The 17,883-nt window shown below is 45.5% G+C and carries 15 protein-coding genes and 2 pseudogenes; 5 read left to right on the forward strand and 12 right to left on the reverse strand.

Features of this window, described 5'->3' with window-relative positions; genetic code table 11:
• Positions 1 to 106: 106 nt before the first annotated feature.
• The 6 genes from rlmF to LOZ91_RS11435 form a co-directional block, all read right to left on the reverse strand.
• The gene (rlmF, locus tag LOZ91_RS11410; protein WP_100357348.1) at positions 107 to 1,081 is read right to left on the reverse strand and encodes a 23S rRNA (adenine(1618)-N(6))-methyltransferase RlmF; all 975 of its coding nucleotides are present in this window, start codon (positions 1,079 to 1,081) and stop codon (positions 107 to 109) included.
• A gap of 226 nt (positions 1,082 to 1,307) precedes the next feature.
• The gene (gene ligA, locus LOZ91_RS11415; protein ID WP_244783220.1) at positions 1,308 to 3,347 is read right to left on the reverse strand and encodes an NAD-dependent DNA ligase LigA; all 2,040 of its coding nucleotides are present in this window, start codon (positions 3,345 to 3,347) and stop codon (positions 1,308 to 1,310) included.
• Positions 3,348 to 3,455: 108 nt separating this feature from the next.
• Positions 3,456 to 4,448, reverse strand: coding sequence for a cell division protein ZipA C-terminal FtsZ-binding domain-containing protein (locus tag LOZ91_RS11420; protein WP_244783221.1), 993 nt, complete (start codon positions 4,446 to 4,448; stop codon positions 3,456 to 3,458).
• Between the two features lies 1 nt (position 4,449).
• Complete coding sequence (gene smc / locus LOZ91_RS11425; protein ID WP_244783242.1) at positions 4,450 to 7,902, reverse strand: chromosome segregation protein SMC; 3,453 nt, start codon at positions 7,900 to 7,902, stop codon at positions 4,450 to 4,452.
• An 11-nt stretch (positions 7,903 to 7,913) separates the two neighbouring features.
• Complete coding sequence (locus tag LOZ91_RS11430; protein ID WP_005095938.1) at positions 7,914 to 8,609, reverse strand: GntR family transcriptional regulator; 696 nt, start codon at positions 8,607 to 8,609, stop codon at positions 7,914 to 7,916.
• A gap of 199 nt (positions 8,610 to 8,808) precedes the next feature.
• Complete coding sequence (locus tag LOZ91_RS11435) at positions 8,809 to 9,612, reverse strand: sulfite exporter TauE/SafE family protein (protein ID WP_005095936.1); 804 nt, start codon at positions 9,610 to 9,612, stop codon at positions 8,809 to 8,811.
• Positions 9,613 to 9,639: 27 nt separating this feature from the next.
• Between LOZ91_RS11435 and LOZ91_RS11440 the strand changes: the two genes are divergently transcribed.
• Together LOZ91_RS11440 and LOZ91_RS11445 are read left to right on the forward strand one after the other, a co-directional pair.
• The gene (locus LOZ91_RS11440; RefSeq protein ID WP_100355526.1) at positions 9,640 to 10,395 is read left to right on the forward strand and encodes a biotin--[acetyl-CoA-carboxylase] ligase; all 756 of its coding nucleotides are present in this window, start codon (positions 9,640 to 9,642) and stop codon (positions 10,393 to 10,395) included.
• 13 nt (positions 10,396 to 10,408) lie between these two features.
• Entirely contained in the window at positions 10,409 to 11,152 is a 744-nt protein-coding gene (locus tag LOZ91_RS11445; protein WP_100355527.1) for a type III pantothenate kinase, read from the forward strand.
• Here the strand turns inward: LOZ91_RS11445 and LOZ91_RS11450 are convergent.
• The 3 genes from LOZ91_RS11450 to ffh all read right to left on the reverse strand — a co-directional run bounded on the left by LOZ91_RS11450 (position 11,103) and on the right by ffh (position 13,975).
• On the reverse strand, positions 11,103 to 11,708 hold the full coding sequence (locus tag LOZ91_RS11450) for an alpha/beta hydrolase (protein WP_180096801.1): 606 nt from the start codon (positions 11,706 to 11,708) through the stop codon (positions 11,103 to 11,105). The two genes, LOZ91_RS11445 and LOZ91_RS11450, sit on opposite strands and share 50 nt — an antisense overlap.
• 137 nt (positions 11,709 to 11,845) lie before the next feature.
• Positions 11,846 to 12,418 carry an alpha/beta hydrolase gene (locus LOZ91_RS11455; RefSeq protein ID WP_005095930.1) on the reverse strand — a complete coding sequence of 191 codons (573 nt, stop codon included), beginning with the start codon at positions 12,416 to 12,418 and terminating at the stop codon, positions 11,846 to 11,848.
• A gap of 150 nt (positions 12,419 to 12,568) precedes the next feature.
• Positions 12,569 to 13,975: a signal recognition particle protein gene (gene ffh / locus LOZ91_RS11460; RefSeq protein WP_005095929.1), complete on the reverse strand. Its 1,407-nt coding sequence runs from the start codon at positions 13,973 to 13,975 to the stop codon at positions 12,569 to 12,571.
• A 138-nt stretch (positions 13,976 to 14,113) separates the two neighbouring features.
• Between ffh and ccsA (LOZ91_RS11465) the strand changes: the two genes are divergently transcribed.
• Complete coding sequence (gene ccsA, locus LOZ91_RS11465) at positions 14,114 to 14,923, forward strand: cytochrome c biogenesis protein CcsA (RefSeq protein WP_244783222.1); 810 nt, start codon at positions 14,114 to 14,116, stop codon at positions 14,921 to 14,923.
• A gap of 60 nt (positions 14,924 to 14,983) precedes the next feature.
• On the opposite strand, the pseudogene LOZ91_RS11470 reads toward ccsA (LOZ91_RS11465), so the two are convergent.
• Positions 14,984 to 15,250, reverse strand: a pseudogene (locus LOZ91_RS11470) (class I SAM-dependent methyltransferase); the annotation flags it as partial.
• Between LOZ91_RS11470 and ccsA (LOZ91_RS11475) the strand changes: the two are divergent.
• A pseudogene (gene ccsA, locus LOZ91_RS11475) lies at positions 15,245 to 15,631 on the forward strand (cytochrome c biogenesis protein CcsA); the annotation flags it as partial. The pseudogenes LOZ91_RS11470 and ccsA (LOZ91_RS11475) overlap by 6 nt on opposite strands.
• Before the next feature lie 102 nt (positions 15,632 to 15,733).
• Positions 15,734 to 16,210 (forward strand): hypothetical protein, encoded by a 477-nt coding sequence (locus LOZ91_RS11480; protein WP_244783223.1) that lies wholly within the window; start codon positions 15,734 to 15,736, stop codon positions 16,208 to 16,210.
• A 55-nt stretch (positions 16,211 to 16,265) separates the two neighbouring features.
• Here LOZ91_RS11480 and LOZ91_RS11485 read toward each other — a convergent pair whose 3' ends face one another.
• Together LOZ91_RS11485 and paaX are read right to left on the reverse strand one after the other, a co-directional pair.
• Positions 16,266 to 16,865, reverse strand: coding sequence for a hypothetical protein (locus tag LOZ91_RS11485; RefSeq protein ID WP_005095918.1), 600 nt, complete (start codon positions 16,863 to 16,865; stop codon positions 16,266 to 16,268).
• Positions 16,866 to 16,896: 31 nt separating this feature from the next.
• Positions 16,897 to 17,835, reverse strand: a complete 939-nt coding sequence (paaX, locus tag LOZ91_RS11490) for a phenylacetic acid degradation operon negative regulatory protein PaaX (protein WP_244783224.1) — start codon at positions 17,833 to 17,835, stop codon at positions 16,897 to 16,899.
• Positions 17,836 to 17,883 lie beyond the last annotated feature (48 nt).

Genomic DNA, 17,883 nt, shown 5'->3' on the forward strand with positions numbered 1-17,883 from the left:
CCTGATCTGACAGTTACCGATTTTTTTATTGTATCTGTCAGATTAAATTTGAGCGACTACACCGACTTATGCGCCCACAAGCTCACTATTCCTGCCTAAAAACAAGCTAAGCAGAAGTCCAACGCGCATTTTTCCACGCTTGCTGTTGCTTTGCATCTAGGAAAGTCCAAGCCACAAAACGACTCTCTTTTTGCCCCTGCGTCATTTTAATGGTTTTTAAATCCACTGCACCGCACTTACGCAAGGTATTTAACAGCATAGGCAATGTGGTTTTCTTAGAAACCAGTGTACTAAACCAAAGACATTGCTCAGCAAATTGTGTGCTCTCTTGTACCATCTGGCAAACAAAGCGTTCTTCTCCACCGTCACACCACAGCTCGTTCTTTTGTCCGCCAAAGTTTAACACCACTTTAGACCGATCAACCGGTTTGCCAAGTTTGCGTAATTTTTGCGTTGCTGTGGCATTTGCTTCATCTTGCGAAGCATGAAATGGTGGGTTACACAGGGTCAAATCAAAACGATCTGAAGGTTTAATCACGCCTTTGAAAATATTGCTCGGTGTCTTTTGCAATCGAATCTGAATCCCCTTTTTGAGATTTGGATTTGCCTCCACAATAAATTGAGCACTTTTAACCGATGCAGGATGAATGTCTGAGCCAACAAATTTCCAACCATAACTACGATGACCAATAATCGGATAAATACAGTTCGCGCCCACCCCAATATCTAATACGTGAACGGCGTGTCCTATTGGAATCTGACCTTTATTGCTATCACTCAACAAGTCCGCCAAATAGTGAATATAGTCGGCTCTACCCGGAATAGGTGGACAAAGATAATCTTGAGGAATATCCCAATATTGAATACTATAAAAATGCTTGAGCAATGCTTTATTGAGCATTTTCACAGCTTGAGGATCAGAAAAGTTGACTGAAAGATCGTTATATTGATTCGGGCTGACAAAAGGCGCAAGTTCCGGACAACTCTTGATTAACTGAGGAAAATCGTAACGACTGCGATGCAGATTTCGTGCATGTAATTGCGATTTTTGTTGCAGAAAAGATTTCTTTGCTTGAGCCATGTGTATGTCAATCATCAACGGGAGAACAGAATCAATAAGGCAGGATCTATACCTGCAAATGAATCGATATTGTACGTGAATTCAACTCACATTGCCGAACCCGTCCTTGTATTTGTCTATCCTCCCCCCTCTCATTCACCTATAGTTTTGAACTAGCAATAAAAAAGACACCTCAAGACTCATCATCCTTGGTGTCTTTTTTATTTGAGTCATTGTTTAGAACTGATTAGTCTTCGATTTGCCCATGCTCTTTCATCAAGGCAATAAACTGTTCTTCATTAATCACAGCTATCCCGAGCTTTTCTGCCTTGTCCAGTTTGGAACCGGCTTTTTCACCCGCCACCACACATTTGGTTTTGCTCGATACACTGCCGCTGACTCGCGCGCCTAATGCTTGAAGCAACTGAGTCGCTTCATCACGCCCCATGGTGCTTAATGTTCCGGTGACCACCCAACTTTCACCATTGAGTGGTTGGCGTGTTGGCGCAATGGGTGCATCCCAGTGAATGCCGGCAGCCAGTAAACGATCCAGAACTTCCAGATTATGCGGCGCCTGAAAGAAATCAATAATCCATTCTGCGGTAATATCCCCCACATCTGGCGTTTTTTTGAGTGCTTCGATATCCGCGATACGTAATGCATCCAAGGTCTGGAAATTATTGGCCAGCATGCGCGCTGTAGTTTCACCCACGCCACGAATACCGAGTGCATAAATAAAAGCGGCCAGTGTGGTTTTCTTACTGTTCTCAATAGAATCTATTAAATTCTGAACAGATTTTTCACCCATTTTTTCAATCTGTAGCAGCTGCTCACGATGTTCATGCAGGTGATAAATATCCGAGACATCTTTCAGCAGATTTAGATGCAGCAAAGATTCTGCCCAGCGATCGCCCAGACCCTCAATATCCATGGCTTTACGTGAAACAAAGTGACGAATCGCCTCAATACGCTGCGCTGCACAATACAGCCCACCCGAACAACGTGCCAAGGCTTCGCCTTCCGGCATCACCACCGGTGAATCACAGACTGGACATTGCTCAGGTAAATGCACTTCAACGGCATCCACCGGGCGGAATTCCGGCCAGACTTTTTCCACTTTAGGAATTACATCGCCACTGCGGTAAACACTGACCGTATCGCCAATGCGTACATCCAGACGGTGAATTTCACCAATATTATGCAGGGTCACATTGGATACCGTGACGCCGCCCACCGCCACCGGATTCAAACGTGCCACCGGTGTCAGAGTTCCGGTACGACCCACCTGCCAGTTAATATTTTCGACCGTGGTCAAGGCTGCAACTGCCGGAAATTTATAGGCCGTGGCCCAACGCGGCTCCCGGCTCAGAAAACCGAGTTGCTGCTGCTGTTTCAGGTCATTGACTTTAACCACCATGCCATCGATTTCTACACTGAGACTGGCACGTTCCTCAATAATCTGTTCATAGACTTTTTGCACGTCCTGAATACTGTCACAGATAAAGTGGCGCTCACCTACAGCAAAACCAAACTGACTCAGCCATTCCAGACTGTCCGACATGCTGCGTTGACCATGATGCGGTACACACTGCGCAATTCCATAAGCATAAAAAGCCAGTGGCCGTGATGCGGCAATATTCGGATCGAGCTGGCGCAAACTTCCTGCCGCGGCATTACGCGGGTTGGCAAAGGTCTTTTCACCTTTTGCTGCATTGGCGGCATTCAGTTTTTCAAAGCCCGATTTCGGCATCAATACTTCGCCGCGTACTTCCAGCAAATCGGGAATGATGCCATTTACTGCTGATAACAGCTTCGGCAGGTTACGAATGGTCCTGACATTCTGGGTAATATCTTCACCGGTTTCCCCGTCACCGCGGGTCACACCACGGGTCAATACACCATGCTCATACCACAGGGAAATGGCCAGCCCGTCAAATTTCAGTTCCACATCATATTCGATTTTTTGATTCGGCAAACGCTCTTCAATACGGCGGGCAAAAGCAAAAAGATCGTCCTGATGAAAGACATTGCCTAATGACAGCATCGGAATGGCGTGAGTAATGCTCACAAATTTTGAAAGTGCCTGCCCGCCGACTTTATCGGTCGGGCTATCCGGCTGGATCAGATCGGGATATTGTTGTTCTAAAGCTTTGAGCTGATGAAAGAGCTGATCATATTCACTGTCTTCAATGCTCGGTTGATCCATCACATAATAAGCATGATTATGCTTGGCAAGCAGTTGAATCAGTTGACGCATTTGCGCAATGACAGTGGCATCTTGGGTCATAATTTCACCATAAAAAAGGGCGGAAAATCCGCCCTGTAGAATATTCAGCTTTTGGCTATTATAAAAATTGCAGTCTACAGATTCAACTTGCAGATCGAACAAAACCACTTAAACTTCTGTAGGTTGACCCGCGCGATAATCAATCGCCTGATGGCGCCAGAATTCACGTAATTGTGGGGTAAGTTCCTGCTGGTTCTGATCGTAGACCAGACCATCGACTTCACGGGCAATTAACCGTGAAATACTGTCCATGGTATCAAAGGCATTTTGTACATCGCTATGCGGCAAAGCCAGGAAGAAGGCCAGACCTTTGACTTCCTGAGTCGAGAGAGTTTCCAGATCAAAACCTTCCATGCCGGTATCCGTCATTTGCAGTACCGAAAACAGCAGTTTTGAATCATCTTCACTATAGCGGTGGAAACAGGCCAGTTCGCCATAACGCAGACCATATTTCAACAAGACTTTCAGTGTTTTATCACCTGAAAGTACACGGCCTTGCGGATAGATATGCAAAGAAATAATCGTTTCAGCATTGGATAATGCACTTTCTTCATCCACTATTTTTTGCTCATGCAGATGGGCATCCAGAATACTGCTTTCATCATTAAATTCAGAAATTTCTGCTTTTTCGATGTTGCTGTTCAGACTAAATTCGACAGCGGTATCTTTATCTTCCGTCTGGTTATTTTCCGCTTCTACTTCGGCCGGCTTTTGCTCCACTGATGTTTCGGCTGGTTCTGTAGTTGCAGAGCTTGCCACCACTTCAGCTTCGGTCATTGGACTCGGCTCGACTGCTGCAGCTGTCTCAAGCACTGCTGGCTCAACCAAGGTCGGTTCAGGCTTGCGAAATGCCGAAGGTTTTTCAGGAGCCTTTTCTTCTACGCTCAGGCTCGGCTCTATACGTTGTGCCGGATCTGCGTTCTGCTTTGCCAGTTGCGATCGTACATGCCGAGGAATGACAGGGGTCTGGCTATCCGGATCGATATGCAGGTTAGCATCCAGTGAAGGGACTGCCTCTACAGGTTTTTTGAGCAGCATTCTGATGCCCAACAGCATGATGATAATTGCAATAACAATCCCGATAATGGTGGTGATTTCCATATTATACCTCCGCAGCTAAGCCGTATTCTTTTGCCTGTTCCAAATTTACTGTCACTAATTTTGAGGTTCCCGGTTCAGGCATGGTTACACCTAAAAGATCAGTCGCCATCATCATTGCAAGTTTGTTATGGGTAATATAAATAAATTGCACGTGTTCAGAAAGCTCTTTGACTAAATTACAAAAACGTCCCACATTGGCATCATCTAGCGGTGCATCGACTTCATCGAGTACACAAAAAGGTGCCGGATTTAAGCGAAAAATCGCGAATACCAGTGCCAATGCAGTTAAAGCCTTCTCCCCACCGGAGAGTAATGCCAAGGAGCTATTACGTTTACCCGGTGGTCGGGCCATCAGTTTTACACCCGATTGCCATCCATCTTCAAGACTTAAACTCGCCTCGCCCCCTTCAAATACTTTCGGGAACAGGTTTTGCAGTTCGGCATTGACTTGATCAAAAGTGTGCATAAACAGTTTGCGGGTTTCCTGATCAATACTTTTCATCGCAGCTTGTAGCTGTTCCACAGTATTTTCCAGATCCTGCATCTGGTGGCTCAGTTCCTCATAGCGTTTCGAGACTTCTTTATATTCTTCAGAAGCCGCCAGATTCACTGCACCGAGCTTATCGAACTGCACCTGAGCTTTTTCCAGTTTCGCCTGATGGGTTTTGACATCAATAGTTAAACCGCTGATGACTTCATGATTCAGTTCTTTTAATTGTTCTGAATAATGCTGCAAATCAGATTTGGCTGCCTGCCAGGCCAGACGTTTGGCTTCCAGTGCTGTACGCAGTTTTTCATCCTGCTGCTGGAAACTGTGACGCTGTTCAGTTAATTGCTGCTGTTTGCTCTGCACCTGATTTAATTCGATCTGCCAGTCGGCCCAGGTTTTTTGCAGCTTTTCAGTGATCTGCGCCTGTTCATTAAACTGGCTCTGTAAAGCAGGCAATTCCAGCTGTACCGGATCGACAAATTTCTTGGCTTGCTCGATTTGTAGATTAATTTGTTGATACTGTTCTATTAAAAATACCTGATCTTTTTCCAGCAATTCAATCTGCTGCTGACTCTGTACGCTTTGACGGCGCAGCAGTTCCAGTTCCTGCTGCGCTTGCTGGCTAAGCTGCTGCGAGTCATCTAACTGAGTGCTCAATGCTTCCAGCTGGAATTGCAGGGTTTTATAATTTGGTAGCGCTTGTTCCAGCTTGATATTCAAGGCATGCAGGTCAATTTCCAGATCGTCTTTCTGCATGGCATCTTCTTCAAGTTGCTCATCGAGTTGTTGCAGCTGATGCTGTAATTGCTGCTTCTGTAATGCGAAAGCCTGAGCACTACTTTGAACTTTGGCAATATTGACATCGAGTTGTTGCAGTTGCTTTTGTGTGTGCTTGTACTGCTCACTGATCGTTTGAATCTGGGTTTTTAACTCCTTCATCCGAAGATTCAGTTCAGGCAGTTGCTCTTCAGCCTGACTAAGTTGGCTATTCAGTGCTGATAACTGAAGCTCGATTTCCTCCAGACGGATACGATGACTCAATGCGCCCTGAGCGGCTTGGCTCGATTCATCATAATCCAGCGCAATCACCCAATCAGGCCCAACCTGATAGCCATCCAGACTGAGTAGGGTCTGACCTTGCAAAAGCCCAGTTTGAAGTTTCAAGGCTTGCGCTAATGAATCTACAACTGCAACCTGCTGCCACAGTGAATACTGTGGAGATTCAATCCAGTCGGCCAGACACACCGTATTGGCAATCTGAATTTTATCCTGTACAGCATATGGCTTTAACTGACGCGCCCGATCTTCAAGAAAGTTTTCACCCTCTGCCAGAATCTGGGCAGACAGCCATTTTGCCAGAAACTTTTCGATCAGCTTTGCTTGGTCTTTGCCTGCATCGTTGAGCTTAAGCACATGCATCAGCTGTAGTGCATCGGCCTTGGCATGTGGATTGGCTTTAATCAGTAATTGACTGAGGTTGTTCTGTTCTGAATGCAGCACCTGAATTTCAGATTTTAACTGCATCAAGCACTGCTGCTGTTCTGTCTGCTCGGTCTGAACTTGGGCCAATTGATCTTGCAATACAGTGCGTTGCGCTTCACATGTGAATAGCTGCTGTTCAATCTCAGTCTTGTCTTGTTGATATTGTTCCAACTCATCTTGTTGCGCTTGATGCTGAATCTGTATGCTCTGTTGCTGTACGGTCTGTTTTTGCTGTTCAATCCGCTCAATATTCTTGGCCAGTTGCTCGCTTTGAGCCAGCATCTGTAATTTACGCTGCTGCTGCTGTTCGACCTGAATTTTGATCTGGGCAAATTGTGCCGCGACTGTTGTATGTTGTGATTTGAGATCAGCCAGATTTTGGCTCTGCGCCTGATTCTGGCCATCTTGCTGCTGCAATTGTGCTTGCTGATCTTCAGCTTGCTGCTGCAAGGTATCAAGTTGCAGTTCAATCAATTGCAAACGCTCTTTGGTCTGGGCTTTTTGCTGTTCCAGCTTGACCAGACTGGTGGAATTTTGCTCGAGCAAAGACTGTTTTTGCTGCAAGGTCATTTCCAGTTCGGCCAGTTTCTTCTCGGCCTGTTGCCATTCACTTTGCAAAGGTGTGGATTGCTGAATCAGACGCTGAAACAGTTCACTGGTAGTTCCCAAATCATGTTCAACCGTGGTCAGTTCGGAACGCACCAGCTTAAAGTTTTCCCCGAGCGTATTCATCTCCACGGTATATTCTTGTTGCAAGCGCTGGCTTTGTTCACATTGAAAAGACAGGATTTCAATCTTGATGCTGCGGATCTGTGTTTCCAGTTGCTTATATTGAATCGCGCTTTCAGCCTGACGTTTCAGGGTTTTTAACTGAGATTTCAGTTCAGAGGCAATATCTTCCAGACGCGACAGGTTTTGCGTGGTGTGATCCAGATGCAGCATGGTTTCACGGCGCCGTGCCTGATAACGCGAAACCCCGGCAGCTTCTTCAATATAGACCCGCATTTCATCCGGTTTGGCATCGACCAGACGGTTAATCATGCCCTGTTCAATAATCGCGTAAGAACGTGGCCCCAGACCGGTGCCCAGAAAAATATCGGTAATGTCACGACGACGGCATTTGCTGCCATTCAGGAAATATTCAGACTTGCCATCGCGGTTGACCTGACGGCGGACTGCCAGTTCATTATAGGCATTATAAGCACCGCCCAGTTTGCCATAGGTATTGTCAAAGCGCAGTTCTACACTGGCCATACCCACCGGTTTACGCTTGGCAGTTCCGGTAAAAATCACGTCCTGCATGCTGCCACCACGCAGCTGGCGCGCACTGGACTCGCCCATGACCCAGCGTATGGCATCAATGACGTTGGATTTACCACACCCGTTCGGTCCCACCACCGCAGTACGATTATCTTTAAAATGTAAAGTGGTACTGTCGGCAAAAGATTTAAAGCCTGAAAGTTTTAAACTGCTTAAACGCATAGTGTCCTGATTTAACGTCGTGAGCGTCTGGCCCACGCGAGTTCAATTTGTTTCATCCGTGTCAGAGATTCCAACACAAGGTTGCGTAAGTGTCGACAAAAATCTTCCATAAATAAAGCGGCCTGATGGGTTTTTCGTATCAAAATTGCTTCAGTGACCAGTTTAAATAAGTCGAAAGATTCCTGTAACTCGCGTCTGGAAATATTCAGGGTCAGGAAATAGCTACGCCGCAAGCAAGGTAACAGTTCCTGATAGTAGCGCATCAGATAGGGATTTCCGACCATCTCATGTTGCTGGGCCATGCCCTGAAAGATCAGATCATAAAACTTTTCTGTATGTCCTTGGCGAGTTTCTGCTTCTAATTGTTCTAATAATAGCTGAATGCGCTCGGCTTCATGACTCCGCCAGGTTTCAGCCATACGATGCACCATCTGCCCCAGCAATAAAGAGGTAATATCAAATAGGGCACGCACCTGCAAGGCCGACATTTCCGAGACAATGGCACCGCGACGCGGATAAATTTCAATCAGCTGGGTGCGTTCCAGCAACAGCAGGGCTTCACGAACCGACCCTCGACTGACATCCAGCTCCGAGGCAATCCTGAGTTCCTGTATACGTTCGCCTTCGACCAATTCGCCGCGAATAATCTGTTCGCTAATGTGTTTGGCAATCTGCTCAGACAAACTGTGTGCTTGTTCTAATGGCATACCGTTCCTGTCTTTATTTTTATGGATACTGGTTCAGCCCATGATTTGGGCTATATTGCTATTAGACAGAATTTTTTCGATGAATACTGTGACATTGTCAGACAATCTTGTGTCTCTACAGCCAACTCAAGTTCATAAAAAAGGAGAATAGTGAACCATTCTCCTTAGGTGATACATCAGTTCAACCTAAAAACTTAAATCAGGCCATAAAACCTTGATAAATAAAATACAGGCCGACGGTGGTCAGTAAAGCCGCAAAACATTTTTTCAGTACTGCAGGTGAAAGTAAATGTGCCACTTTTGCACCGAGTTTGGCGGTAAAAAAACTCATCATGCTGATGCCAATAAAGGCATAAATATGGATATAGCCAATCGTATTTGGTACTGCGACCTGGGCCTGTTGACCAAACCAGATAAAGCCCAGTGCGCCTGCCACGGCAATCGGCAATCCACAAGCCGCAGAGGTCGCCACGGCTTTTTGCATCACGATGCCACAGCGATTCAAAAACGGGACTGTCAGACTACCGCCACCAATCCCAAAGATCGCCGATGCCACACCAATCCCACCGCCCGCAGCGAGTTGTACTGGGGTTGAAGGCAATTTTTTATTCGGATCGACCTGAACATTGGCGCCTTTAAACATTCTAAATGCCACCCAGACTGCAAAGAACCCGATCAACAGCTGCAAGCCTTGACCAGATAAATAGTCAGCAATCCCTGCGCCCAGGAAGGAACCAATAATCAAGCCGGGTGCCAGATTACGAAATACCGACCACAACACGGCACCTCTTTGATGATGCGCCATGACAGAACTGATCGAGGTGACAATAATGGTAGCCAGAGAAGTCCCCACCGCCATGTGCATAATCACGCTGGGATCGTACTGGAGCTGGGTAAAAACAATGTACAGAATCGGCACAATAATCAAACCACCACCAACCCCAAACAGGCCAGCGGTAAATCCTGCAATTGCACCAATCAATAAATATATGATTAACTCCATAACGATATTTACCACGTTTAGATTCAAATGGATGTAGAAACTCGTGAACTGCAACAACGATTAAGCGATGCAGGCCAGCTTCCGGAAGTATTGCTCATCAAACCGATTACCACATCGACCAATGACGATGTGCGGGAATTGGCAACCAAGGGGGTACAGCAGGTTCTGGTCTGCAGCCATGTGCAGACCCAAGGCCGTGGACAGCGCCAGCGTCAGTGGATTTCACCTGAAGGGAATATCTATTTAAGCACATTGCTGCATACACAAAAACCCATCGATGGCCGTTTGGCTCTGGAAATTGCGTTAAATATCCTGCAAATGCCCAGTCTACAAGGGCTGGACTTGCAAGTAAAATGGCCGAATGACCTGTATAGCGTCAAAGGCAAATGGGGCGGCATTCTGGTAGAACCGATTTCACCTACGCAGGTGGTGGTCGGGGTCGGGATCAACCTCAGCCCAATGTCTGCTGAGGTTCCCGAGCAGCAAGTGACCTCATTGAATGAGTTGGGCCTGCATCCGGGTTCACGCATTCAGCTGATTGCAGAACTGTATCTGGCGATTCAGCAAGCCGGACAATGGTTTAGTTATGGCAGCCAGAATCTGTCTGGTCGTTTCAATCGACATGCCGCTTTTATCCAAGAGAGGGTTGAATTTACCGATCTGCAAGGGCAATATTCAGGAAAATTTCTGGGTATTCAGGATGATGGCGCTGTTAAAATCGCAACTGAAACAGGTGTCCACATCTTTTACCAAGGTCAATTACGGCTCAAAAATAATCCTTGAACAGGCATAATCCATGAAGAAACTATGGCTAGATATTGGCAATACCCGACTCAAATACTGGATTACCGAACAAGATCAGATCATTGAACATGCAGCGGAATTACATTTACAATCCCCTGCCGATTTGTTACTTGGCCTGATCCAGCACTTTAAAACGCTGGATCTGGATCAGGTCGGATTGTCTTCGGTTCAGGACAAAACCAATAATGAGCGCATTCTTAGTATATTAGATGGTCTGCATATTCCAGTGATTTTTGCTCAGGTGCAGGCCCAATATGCTGGCCTGATTTGTGGCTATGATGAACCGGCACAACTGGGGATTGACCGCTGGCTACAGGTACTTGCTGTCGCGACCCAGCCTCATGAGAATTATTGTGTGATTAGTTGTGGTACAGCGCTGACCATTGACCTGATTCAAGGACAACAACATTTAGGCGGTTTTATTCTGCCAAATTTATATTTACAACGTGATGCACTGATTCAGAATACCAAAGGTATTAAAATTCCGGATGCCGCATTTTCTGAGCTCAATCCCGGACGCAATACCATCGATGCAGTACATCATGGCATTCTGCTCGGTCTGCTCAGCACCATTGAAAAAGTGCTGCATGATTTTCCGGCACAGCTGGTACTAACCGGTGGAGATGCTCCACTGTTTGCCCAACATCTTGAGCCGTATCAGCCGAGGATTGAACCTGATCTTCTGCTTAAAGGTTTGCAGCATTTTGCGGCTCATTTGCCAGATACAGTTTCATGATTTCTAGCAATTGAGGAAATTCGGTAAATCCATCACATTTGTTAAAATGTCCGGCTTTTTTAATCTCAAAAATTTGAGCATTTAAGCTGTGGGCCAGGCGCAAGGAAACCGGTGCAGGTACAAAAGGATCATTACTGGAGATCAGTATGACCGCGCGTTTATAGCTATACGGCAGGTTGTTCAGATCCAGTCGTGTCGCCTGCAGCATTTTATTCAGTTCCGACCAGGCCACCAGCGGTGTATCGAAAGCTGAAACCAGAATAACCCCGCCGATCTTGCGGTGCTGCTGGAGATAATGTTGCTGTAAAAAACTTAAAACACTGAGTCCACTCAGGCCATGGGCAACTAAAAAAGTATGCTCATCCAGGTGTGGAATATGCAGTTTCAGATTCTGCTGCCATTCTTCTAGATCAGGCTGAAAAGGATTGGCCAGCATAATCCGTTTTGAATCAACACCGACATTTTTGAGTTGGCGACTCAGCCACGGATACCAATGGTCATTTGAGGTGGCCTGATAATCAGGCACGATATAGACTTTATTGATTATATTTTTCATCGTGTTTTACTTATTATAATTGAGCACAAAGTGCTTTGGCAAAAACTACTATTAAACAGTCTGAAGATGAAATTCAAGTAACTTTTTGCATCCCATCTCAGACTCAATTTACAAATTGAACGAATCCAACAACCTGCTTAAGATTCAGCTTTAATCAGATAAGGCTCAATCACTTTCCAGAGTTCTGGCAGATCGGTACAGCCTTCTGAATCGATAAAATGTCCCTGATGCTTGGCACTCACCACAATCGCATCCAGACTGTCTGCCTGTTCCAGGCTAAATTCAGGCTCCACCCGATCATCGCCTTCAGAATAAATCACCACACGTTCTGCCACCTGCTGTTTAAGCAGATCAAAATCGATCTCAGCGGCATCAATAAACGGATTGACTTCATCTAAACGACCCAAGCGGCCATTAAATCCTGCGATCAATACCAATTGCTGAATCTTTTGCTGTTTTAATTCTCTGGATAAGTAATGCAATACAGCCACAGTTCCCAGGCTATGCCCGATAAAAATACTGTCTTCATCAATCCCCTCAATCTGCTCACGCATTTGCTGGTCCCACACCTCTAGCTTGGGTGTGGTCGATGGGTCAAGTCGCAGTACTTTTAAGCTGACATTTTCCTGTTGGGCTTTTTCCTGAATCCATGGAAACCAGTTTTCTTCAGGGCTTGCAGTATAACCATGGACGATGATCACTTGAGCCATTTTAAATTTCTCTTTGTTTTGTGCTGATGTTCCTGAGTCTGCCTGATTGGATTTTTATTTTGGGTAAGTAAATGTTGTTTTGTTTAAACCGGTTTTCTGATTGATACATAATAAAAAAGGCGCATTTCGCGCCTTTTTTAAATCAGAATCTTATTTCTTGTCATTGCCGCCGAACAGTGGACCCATGCCACCGCCGCCGCCAAACTGTTTCTGCAAACCACCGAGTGATTTCATCATTTTTGCCATACCTGACGGATTGGCAAATTTCTTCATCATCTTGGCCATTTGCGCATGTTGTTTAATCAACTTGTTGACTTCCGCCACTTCCATACCACAACCTGCTGCGATACGTTTTTTACGGCTTGGGTTCATCAAGTCTGGATTACGGCGCTCTTTGATGGTCATCGACTGGATAATCGCTTCCATTTTCTTGACCTGCTTTTCAGGATTGGCCTGGGCCAACGCATCTTGCAGACCGGCATTGCTCATGCCAGGAAGTTTGTCCAGGAAGCCCATCATGCCGCCCATCTTGTTCATCTGCTCAAACTGCATCAGCATATCTTCAAAGTTGAAGCTGCCGCCTTTTTGCAGTTTTTTCGCCATTTTTTCGGCTTTTTCTTTGTCGACCTTGCGCTCAAGTTCTTCGACCAAAGAAAGGACGTCACCCATACCCAAAATACGCTGTGCGATACGTTCAGGATGGAATGGCTCCAAGGCATCAAGCTTTTCGCCCATACCCAAGAATTTGATTGGCTTACCGGTAATGGCACGCACAGACAGTGCCGCACCACCGCGTGCATCACCATCGGTTTTGGTCAGGATCACACCGGTTAAAGGCAAGGCATCATTAAAAGCTTTGGCCGTATTCGCCGCATCCTGACCGGTCATGGCATCGACCACGAACAGGGTTTCAGTCGGGTTAATCGCCGCATGCAGCTCTTTAATTTCGTCCATCATGTCATTATCGACATGTAAACGACCGGCAGTATCGACAATTAACACATCAGCAAACTGGATTTTTGCCTGTTCAATCGCACGATTTACAATCGTAATCGGTTTTTCGTCTGCGCTAGATTCCAGGAAAATCGCACCGACTTCGCCTGCAACCGTTTGTAGTTGCTTGATCGCTGCGGGACGATAGACGTCGGCAGAAACCATTGCCACTTTTTTCTTTTGACGTTCTTGTAAAAAGCGTGCCAATTTTGCTGCAGTGGTGGTTTTACCTGCACCTTGCAGACCTGCCAGCAGGACAACGACCGGTGGTTTTGCGGCAAGGTCAAGGCTTTCATTGGCCGCGCCCATCATTTTGGTCAATTCGTCATGAACGATTTTGACAAAAGCCTGTCCAGGAGATAACTGAGTCATCACTTCCTGGCCCAATGCCTCTTCCTTAACTTTCGCGATGAATTCACGAGTTACAGGTAACGCAACATCGGCTTCAAGAAGCGCCATACGCACTTCACGTAACGTATCTTTAATATTGTCTTCGGTTAGCTGCCCTGAGCCAGTAACATTTCTTAAACTCTGCGTGAGTCGTTCTGTTAAGGTATCAAACATTGCAAAATCCGCTTAAAATAGCCATGAGCAAAAAATTGTTTCTTAAAATAGAAAATTTATGCATAGAATGCTATAGGATACTGTAGTTCGCAGCGAATTTATATAAATGAATATTCATCACCCTTAAAAAGGTTTGACATGGTTAGCCTCCCCTTGGTTTATACGATCTTAGCATTAGTCGCTTATACCGCTTCATTCTGGTATCTGTTCATTCATTTAATGTCTAAACGTAGCCCCAATCAATGGTTTGTCGGCTTAACCGCGCTGCTCGGACTAGTATTGCACGCGCTGGTTTTATATGGCGATATGCGTACTCCGATTGGCATCAATTATGATGTCTTTGCCCTGTTTTCCTTTACTTCGGGCTTGATGCTGTTACTCAGTATTATTTACAGTACATATCGTCCAATTATCGCCTTGAATCTGATTGGTATTCCCGTGGCCGCCACGGGTCTAATTCTCGGCTTTGTCTTTACCCAGCCGGCTAAAATCATTAGCCAAAATTCTCTGGGCCTGGACATTCATATTATTTTGTCTTTGTCTGCCTACGCCGTATTGCTGATGGCCACCATTCAGGCTGTGATTTTGCGTTTGCAGGATCGTGAACTCAAGAAAAAGCAAAAACGCCGGGTCTGGGTCAGCCTGTTACCGTCTTATCAGGACATGGAATCACTGCTCTTTGATATGCTGATGACCGGTTTCGTCTTATTGACGCTTGCTTTAGGCTTTGGCTTTTTTACCATTGATAATTTCTTTGCCCAGCATCTGGCACATAAAACAGCCTTTAGTATTATTTCCTGGCTGGTTTACGGTTCACTGTTAATCGGGCACTGGAAGTTTGGCTGGCGTGGCCAGAAAGCCGTACGCTTTACCCTGCTCGGCTTTGGCTTGCTGGCACTGGGTTTTATTGGGTCTAAATTTGTGCTGGAAATGATCTTGGGGCGATAATTCTGAGCCTTGAAATATTCAATTCATTGTTCAATGAAAAGGCTTTAGCTTGAGTATTCTTTAAAGGATTATACGCCCCGCACGCACTGATAATGGCCAGCGAATCACTCTAGGCAATTCTGGATCTTCCCATTCTGGCAATAAGGCATCTGCCAGTACATTCAGTGGATTATGTCCGAGTGCTTGAGTTGCTGCTTTCACGGCTGACCAGGTACTCATATAAACAATCAGCTGATAAAAATTCCACTCCACCTCAAGCATAAGTGGTGAAATTGAAATTTCCTGAAATGGAAATGGTAGATTTTTATATCCTTCATCTACATGGCGACCATTCAGGCCGTGATCTTGCGGCTTCAGGATCGTGAGCTCAAAAAGAAGCAAAAACGCCGGGTCTGGGTCAGTTTATTACCTTCTTATCAGGACATGGAATCATTGCTCTTTGATATGCTGATGACCGGTTTTGTTTTACTTACGCTCGCTTTAAGCTTTGGCTTTTTCACCATCGATAATTTCTTCGCCCAACATCTGGCACATAAAACTGCGTTCAGTATTATTTCCTGGCTGGTTTACGGTTCACTATTAATCGGACACTGGAAGTTTGGCTGGCGTGGCCAGAAAGCCGTACGCTTTACCCTGCTCGGCTTTGGCTTGCTGGCACTGGGTTTTATTGGTTCTAAATTCGTGCTGGAAATGATTTTGGTACGTTAACATACGCTAACCTAAAGCCCACACTACGTTTGAGTGCCGTCATCAAAATGTCATATTCAAAAATTATGGTTAAAGTGCATTAAAAATACACCAAGGATCATGATGATAAAATTACTTTCAGGTTTAGCACTACTTTGTTTATCCAGCGCAAGTTTCGCAGATTATCACTGTCACGGTAGCATTAAAGATCGCACGATTGATGACAATGTCAGTATCAGCCAAAACTGTCAGATTGATAATGCCACCATTAAAGGCAATGTCATGTTGTATCAGGGTGCTCAAACAGTAATTTCAAATACTGCGATTGATGGCAATCTGGAATCGAAAGGACGTTTTAGCTCGGTTCTGGCACAACATAATCGGATTGACGGCAATATCCAGCTAGAAGGCGGTCAGACGATTCAGCTCACTGCCAATCAGGTAGAGGGTGACATCCAGCTGAAAAAGAATACCCAAAAAATTACTGTAAATGACAATGTGGTTGACGGTAATTTGCAATGCGAATCCAACCGCATTCAACCGATCGGTGGCAATAACCGGGTCAATGGTGACAAAGAAGGTCAATGTCGCCGTTTATAATTTTTATAAATGAAATAAAAAACTTGGCTGATACGATCATCAGCCAAGTGCTAAATTAATGATTCTTTTTAATTTGATATTCCGCATCAAAGGCCTGATAGTTCAGGCGATCTGCTGAATCTTCAGACAATGGTTCAACTTCCTGCATCGAAGAAAGACAGCGTTCTGTCAGCTGAATATATTCCTGCGTTCCCTTGCTTTTCCAGGCGATTTCTTTGGCGTCCAAGGGACGAATGACCCGCGCCGGACTACCGAGCACCAGTGAATTTTCCGGGATCTGGGCTTTAGCTTTAACCGTGCTATTGGCACCGATAATGGTATTTCCACCAATTTCGGCTTCATCCAGAATCACGCTGTTCATGCCCACCAGTACATTTTTGCGAATGATACAACCATGTAAAATCGCGCCATGTCCGATATGGCCATATTCTTCGACCAGCGTGACGCTACCGGGAAAGCCATGGATGGTACAGGAATCCTGAACATTGGCATTTTTTTGGATGTGAATCCCGCCAAAGTCGGCTCTCAAGGTGGCAAAAGGGCCGATATACACACCCTCTTCAATGACCACATCCCCAATCAAGACGGCTTGCGGATGCACATAAGCACGAGGGCTGACCACAGGAATCACACCATCAATGGCATAACACGGCATTATTTTATTCCTTTAAAAATGCAGAATTAGATTAGCTGACGGCTTCGAGTCGCAAACCACCAAAACGTTTATAAAATTGTGGATGTACCGGCGGCATCGAACCTTCCGAAGTTCGGGCGATCTCCATAAAGAACTCATCCCCTGCCGCAACCACGGTTTGATATAAATTACTGCTCAGATTACGGGCATTCAGGGAAAGCCAGTTGGATGGCAATAATTCAAAAGGCAGATTTGGATCTTTTAATAAAATCCGGCGGAATTGATGAATCAGTAAAATACGCAACTGAAATGCCTGTAGCGGATCTAGCTCATCTTCCTGTTCCACCAGATGAAAAAATTCCCGAAAATCGGTGATAAATTTTTCATAACGCTGATGTAATTCCTGCACCGGCCAGTTGGTAGCAACCATGCGCTTCACAGTTGGATAAGATTCCTGCCAGAGCTGTAAGGTTTCGGCTTTAAACACCACCACCTGATCGGTCATTTTCAAATTCAGCAGCAGGTTTTGCAGTTTCTGGTGGTCACAGCCCGGATAGGCCATAACATTGGTGGCGATATTGGCAAAGCCCAGCCATTCCAGTTCTTTTTTCAGAATCAGTTTATTGTCCAGTTCCACTGAACTGAGCAGCACCAGATCCCATTTCTGATCCCATTCCTGATGGCTAAAACTATAAATCTTTTGGTCAGCCATAATAAAACGCTGGCGGCTGCTTTCGGTCACGCGGTAATAACTGGTACGGCCAATTTTTTCAGACATCAGCCAGCCATTTTGGACCAGACGGAATACAGCGGTCCGTACCGATCGTTCATTAAATCCGAAGACATCCATAAGCTGAATCAGGCTGGCCAGACTGATAATCCCACCGCGGTGAAAAATACAGTCACCGAAGATGGTCATGATTAATGAGGTTCCGCTGAGTGCTTCAGTTTGAATAAAGTCATCAATTATTTGTTTTAATTTCGGATTCATTGCGTTTAACTTTACCTTATAGAAACTGGATGATAGACCATTTGGCTA

This window comes from Acinetobacter sp. F-1 (assembly GCF_022869025.1).
Taxonomy (GTDB): domain Bacteria; phylum Pseudomonadota; class Gammaproteobacteria; order Pseudomonadales; family Moraxellaceae; genus Acinetobacter; species Acinetobacter pseudolwoffii.

What these genes read in the sequence shown, in the direction of transcription:
- LOZ91_RS11430 (WP_005095938.1), bottom strand. Translation starts at nt 8,609, where the DNA reads ATGCCATTAGAACAAGCACACAGTTTGTCTGAGCAGATTGCCAAACAC.
- paaX (WP_244783224.1), bottom strand. Translation starts at nt 17,835, where the DNA reads ATGAATCCGAAATTAAAACAAATAATTGATGACTTTATTCAAACTGAA.
- LOZ91_RS11435 (WP_005095936.1), bottom strand. Translation starts at nt 9,612, where the DNA reads ATGGAGTTAATCATATATTTATTGATTGGTGCAATTGCAGGATTTACC.
- LOZ91_RS11455 (WP_005095930.1), bottom strand. Translation starts at nt 12,418, where the DNA reads ATGGCTCAAGTGATCATCGTCCATGGTTATACTGCAAGCCCTGAAGAA.
- LOZ91_RS11480 (WP_244783223.1), top strand. Translation starts at nt 15,734, where the DNA reads ATGATAAAATTACTTTCAGGTTTAGCACTACTTTGTTTATCCAGCGCA.
- smc (WP_244783242.1), bottom strand. Translation starts at nt 7,902, where the DNA reads ATGCGTTTAAGCAGTTTAAAACTTTCAGGCTTTAAATCTTTTGCCGAC.
- LOZ91_RS11440 (WP_100355526.1), top strand. Translation starts at nt 9,640, where the DNA reads ATGGATGTAGAAACTCGTGAACTGCAACAACGATTAAGCGATGCAGGC.
- LOZ91_RS11450 (WP_180096801.1), bottom strand. Translation starts at nt 11,708, where the DNA reads ATGAAAAATATAATCAATAAAGTCTATATCGTGCCTGATTATCAGGCC.
- LOZ91_RS11420 (WP_244783221.1), bottom strand. Translation starts at nt 4,448, where the DNA reads ATGGAAATCACCACCATTATCGGGATTGTTATTGCAATTATCATCATG.
- ffh (WP_005095929.1), bottom strand. Translation starts at nt 13,975, where the DNA reads ATGTTTGATACCTTAACAGAACGACTCACGCAGAGTTTAAGAAATGTT.
- LOZ91_RS11485 (WP_005095918.1), bottom strand. Translation starts at nt 16,865, where the DNA reads ATGCCGTGTTATGCCATTGATGGTGTGATTCCTGTGGTCAGCCCTCGT.
- ccsA (WP_244783222.1), top strand. Translation starts at nt 14,114, where the DNA reads ATGGTTAGCCTCCCCTTGGTTTATACGATCTTAGCATTAGTCGCTTAT.
- LOZ91_RS11445 (WP_100355527.1), top strand. Translation starts at nt 10,409, where the DNA reads ATGAAGAAACTATGGCTAGATATTGGCAATACCCGACTCAAATACTGG.
- rlmF (WP_100357348.1), bottom strand. Translation starts at nt 1,081, where the DNA reads ATGGCTCAAGCAAAGAAATCTTTTCTGCAACAAAAATCGCAATTACAT.
- ligA (WP_244783220.1), bottom strand. Translation starts at nt 3,347, where the DNA reads ATGACCCAAGATGCCACTGTCATTGCGCAAATGCGTCAACTGATTCAA.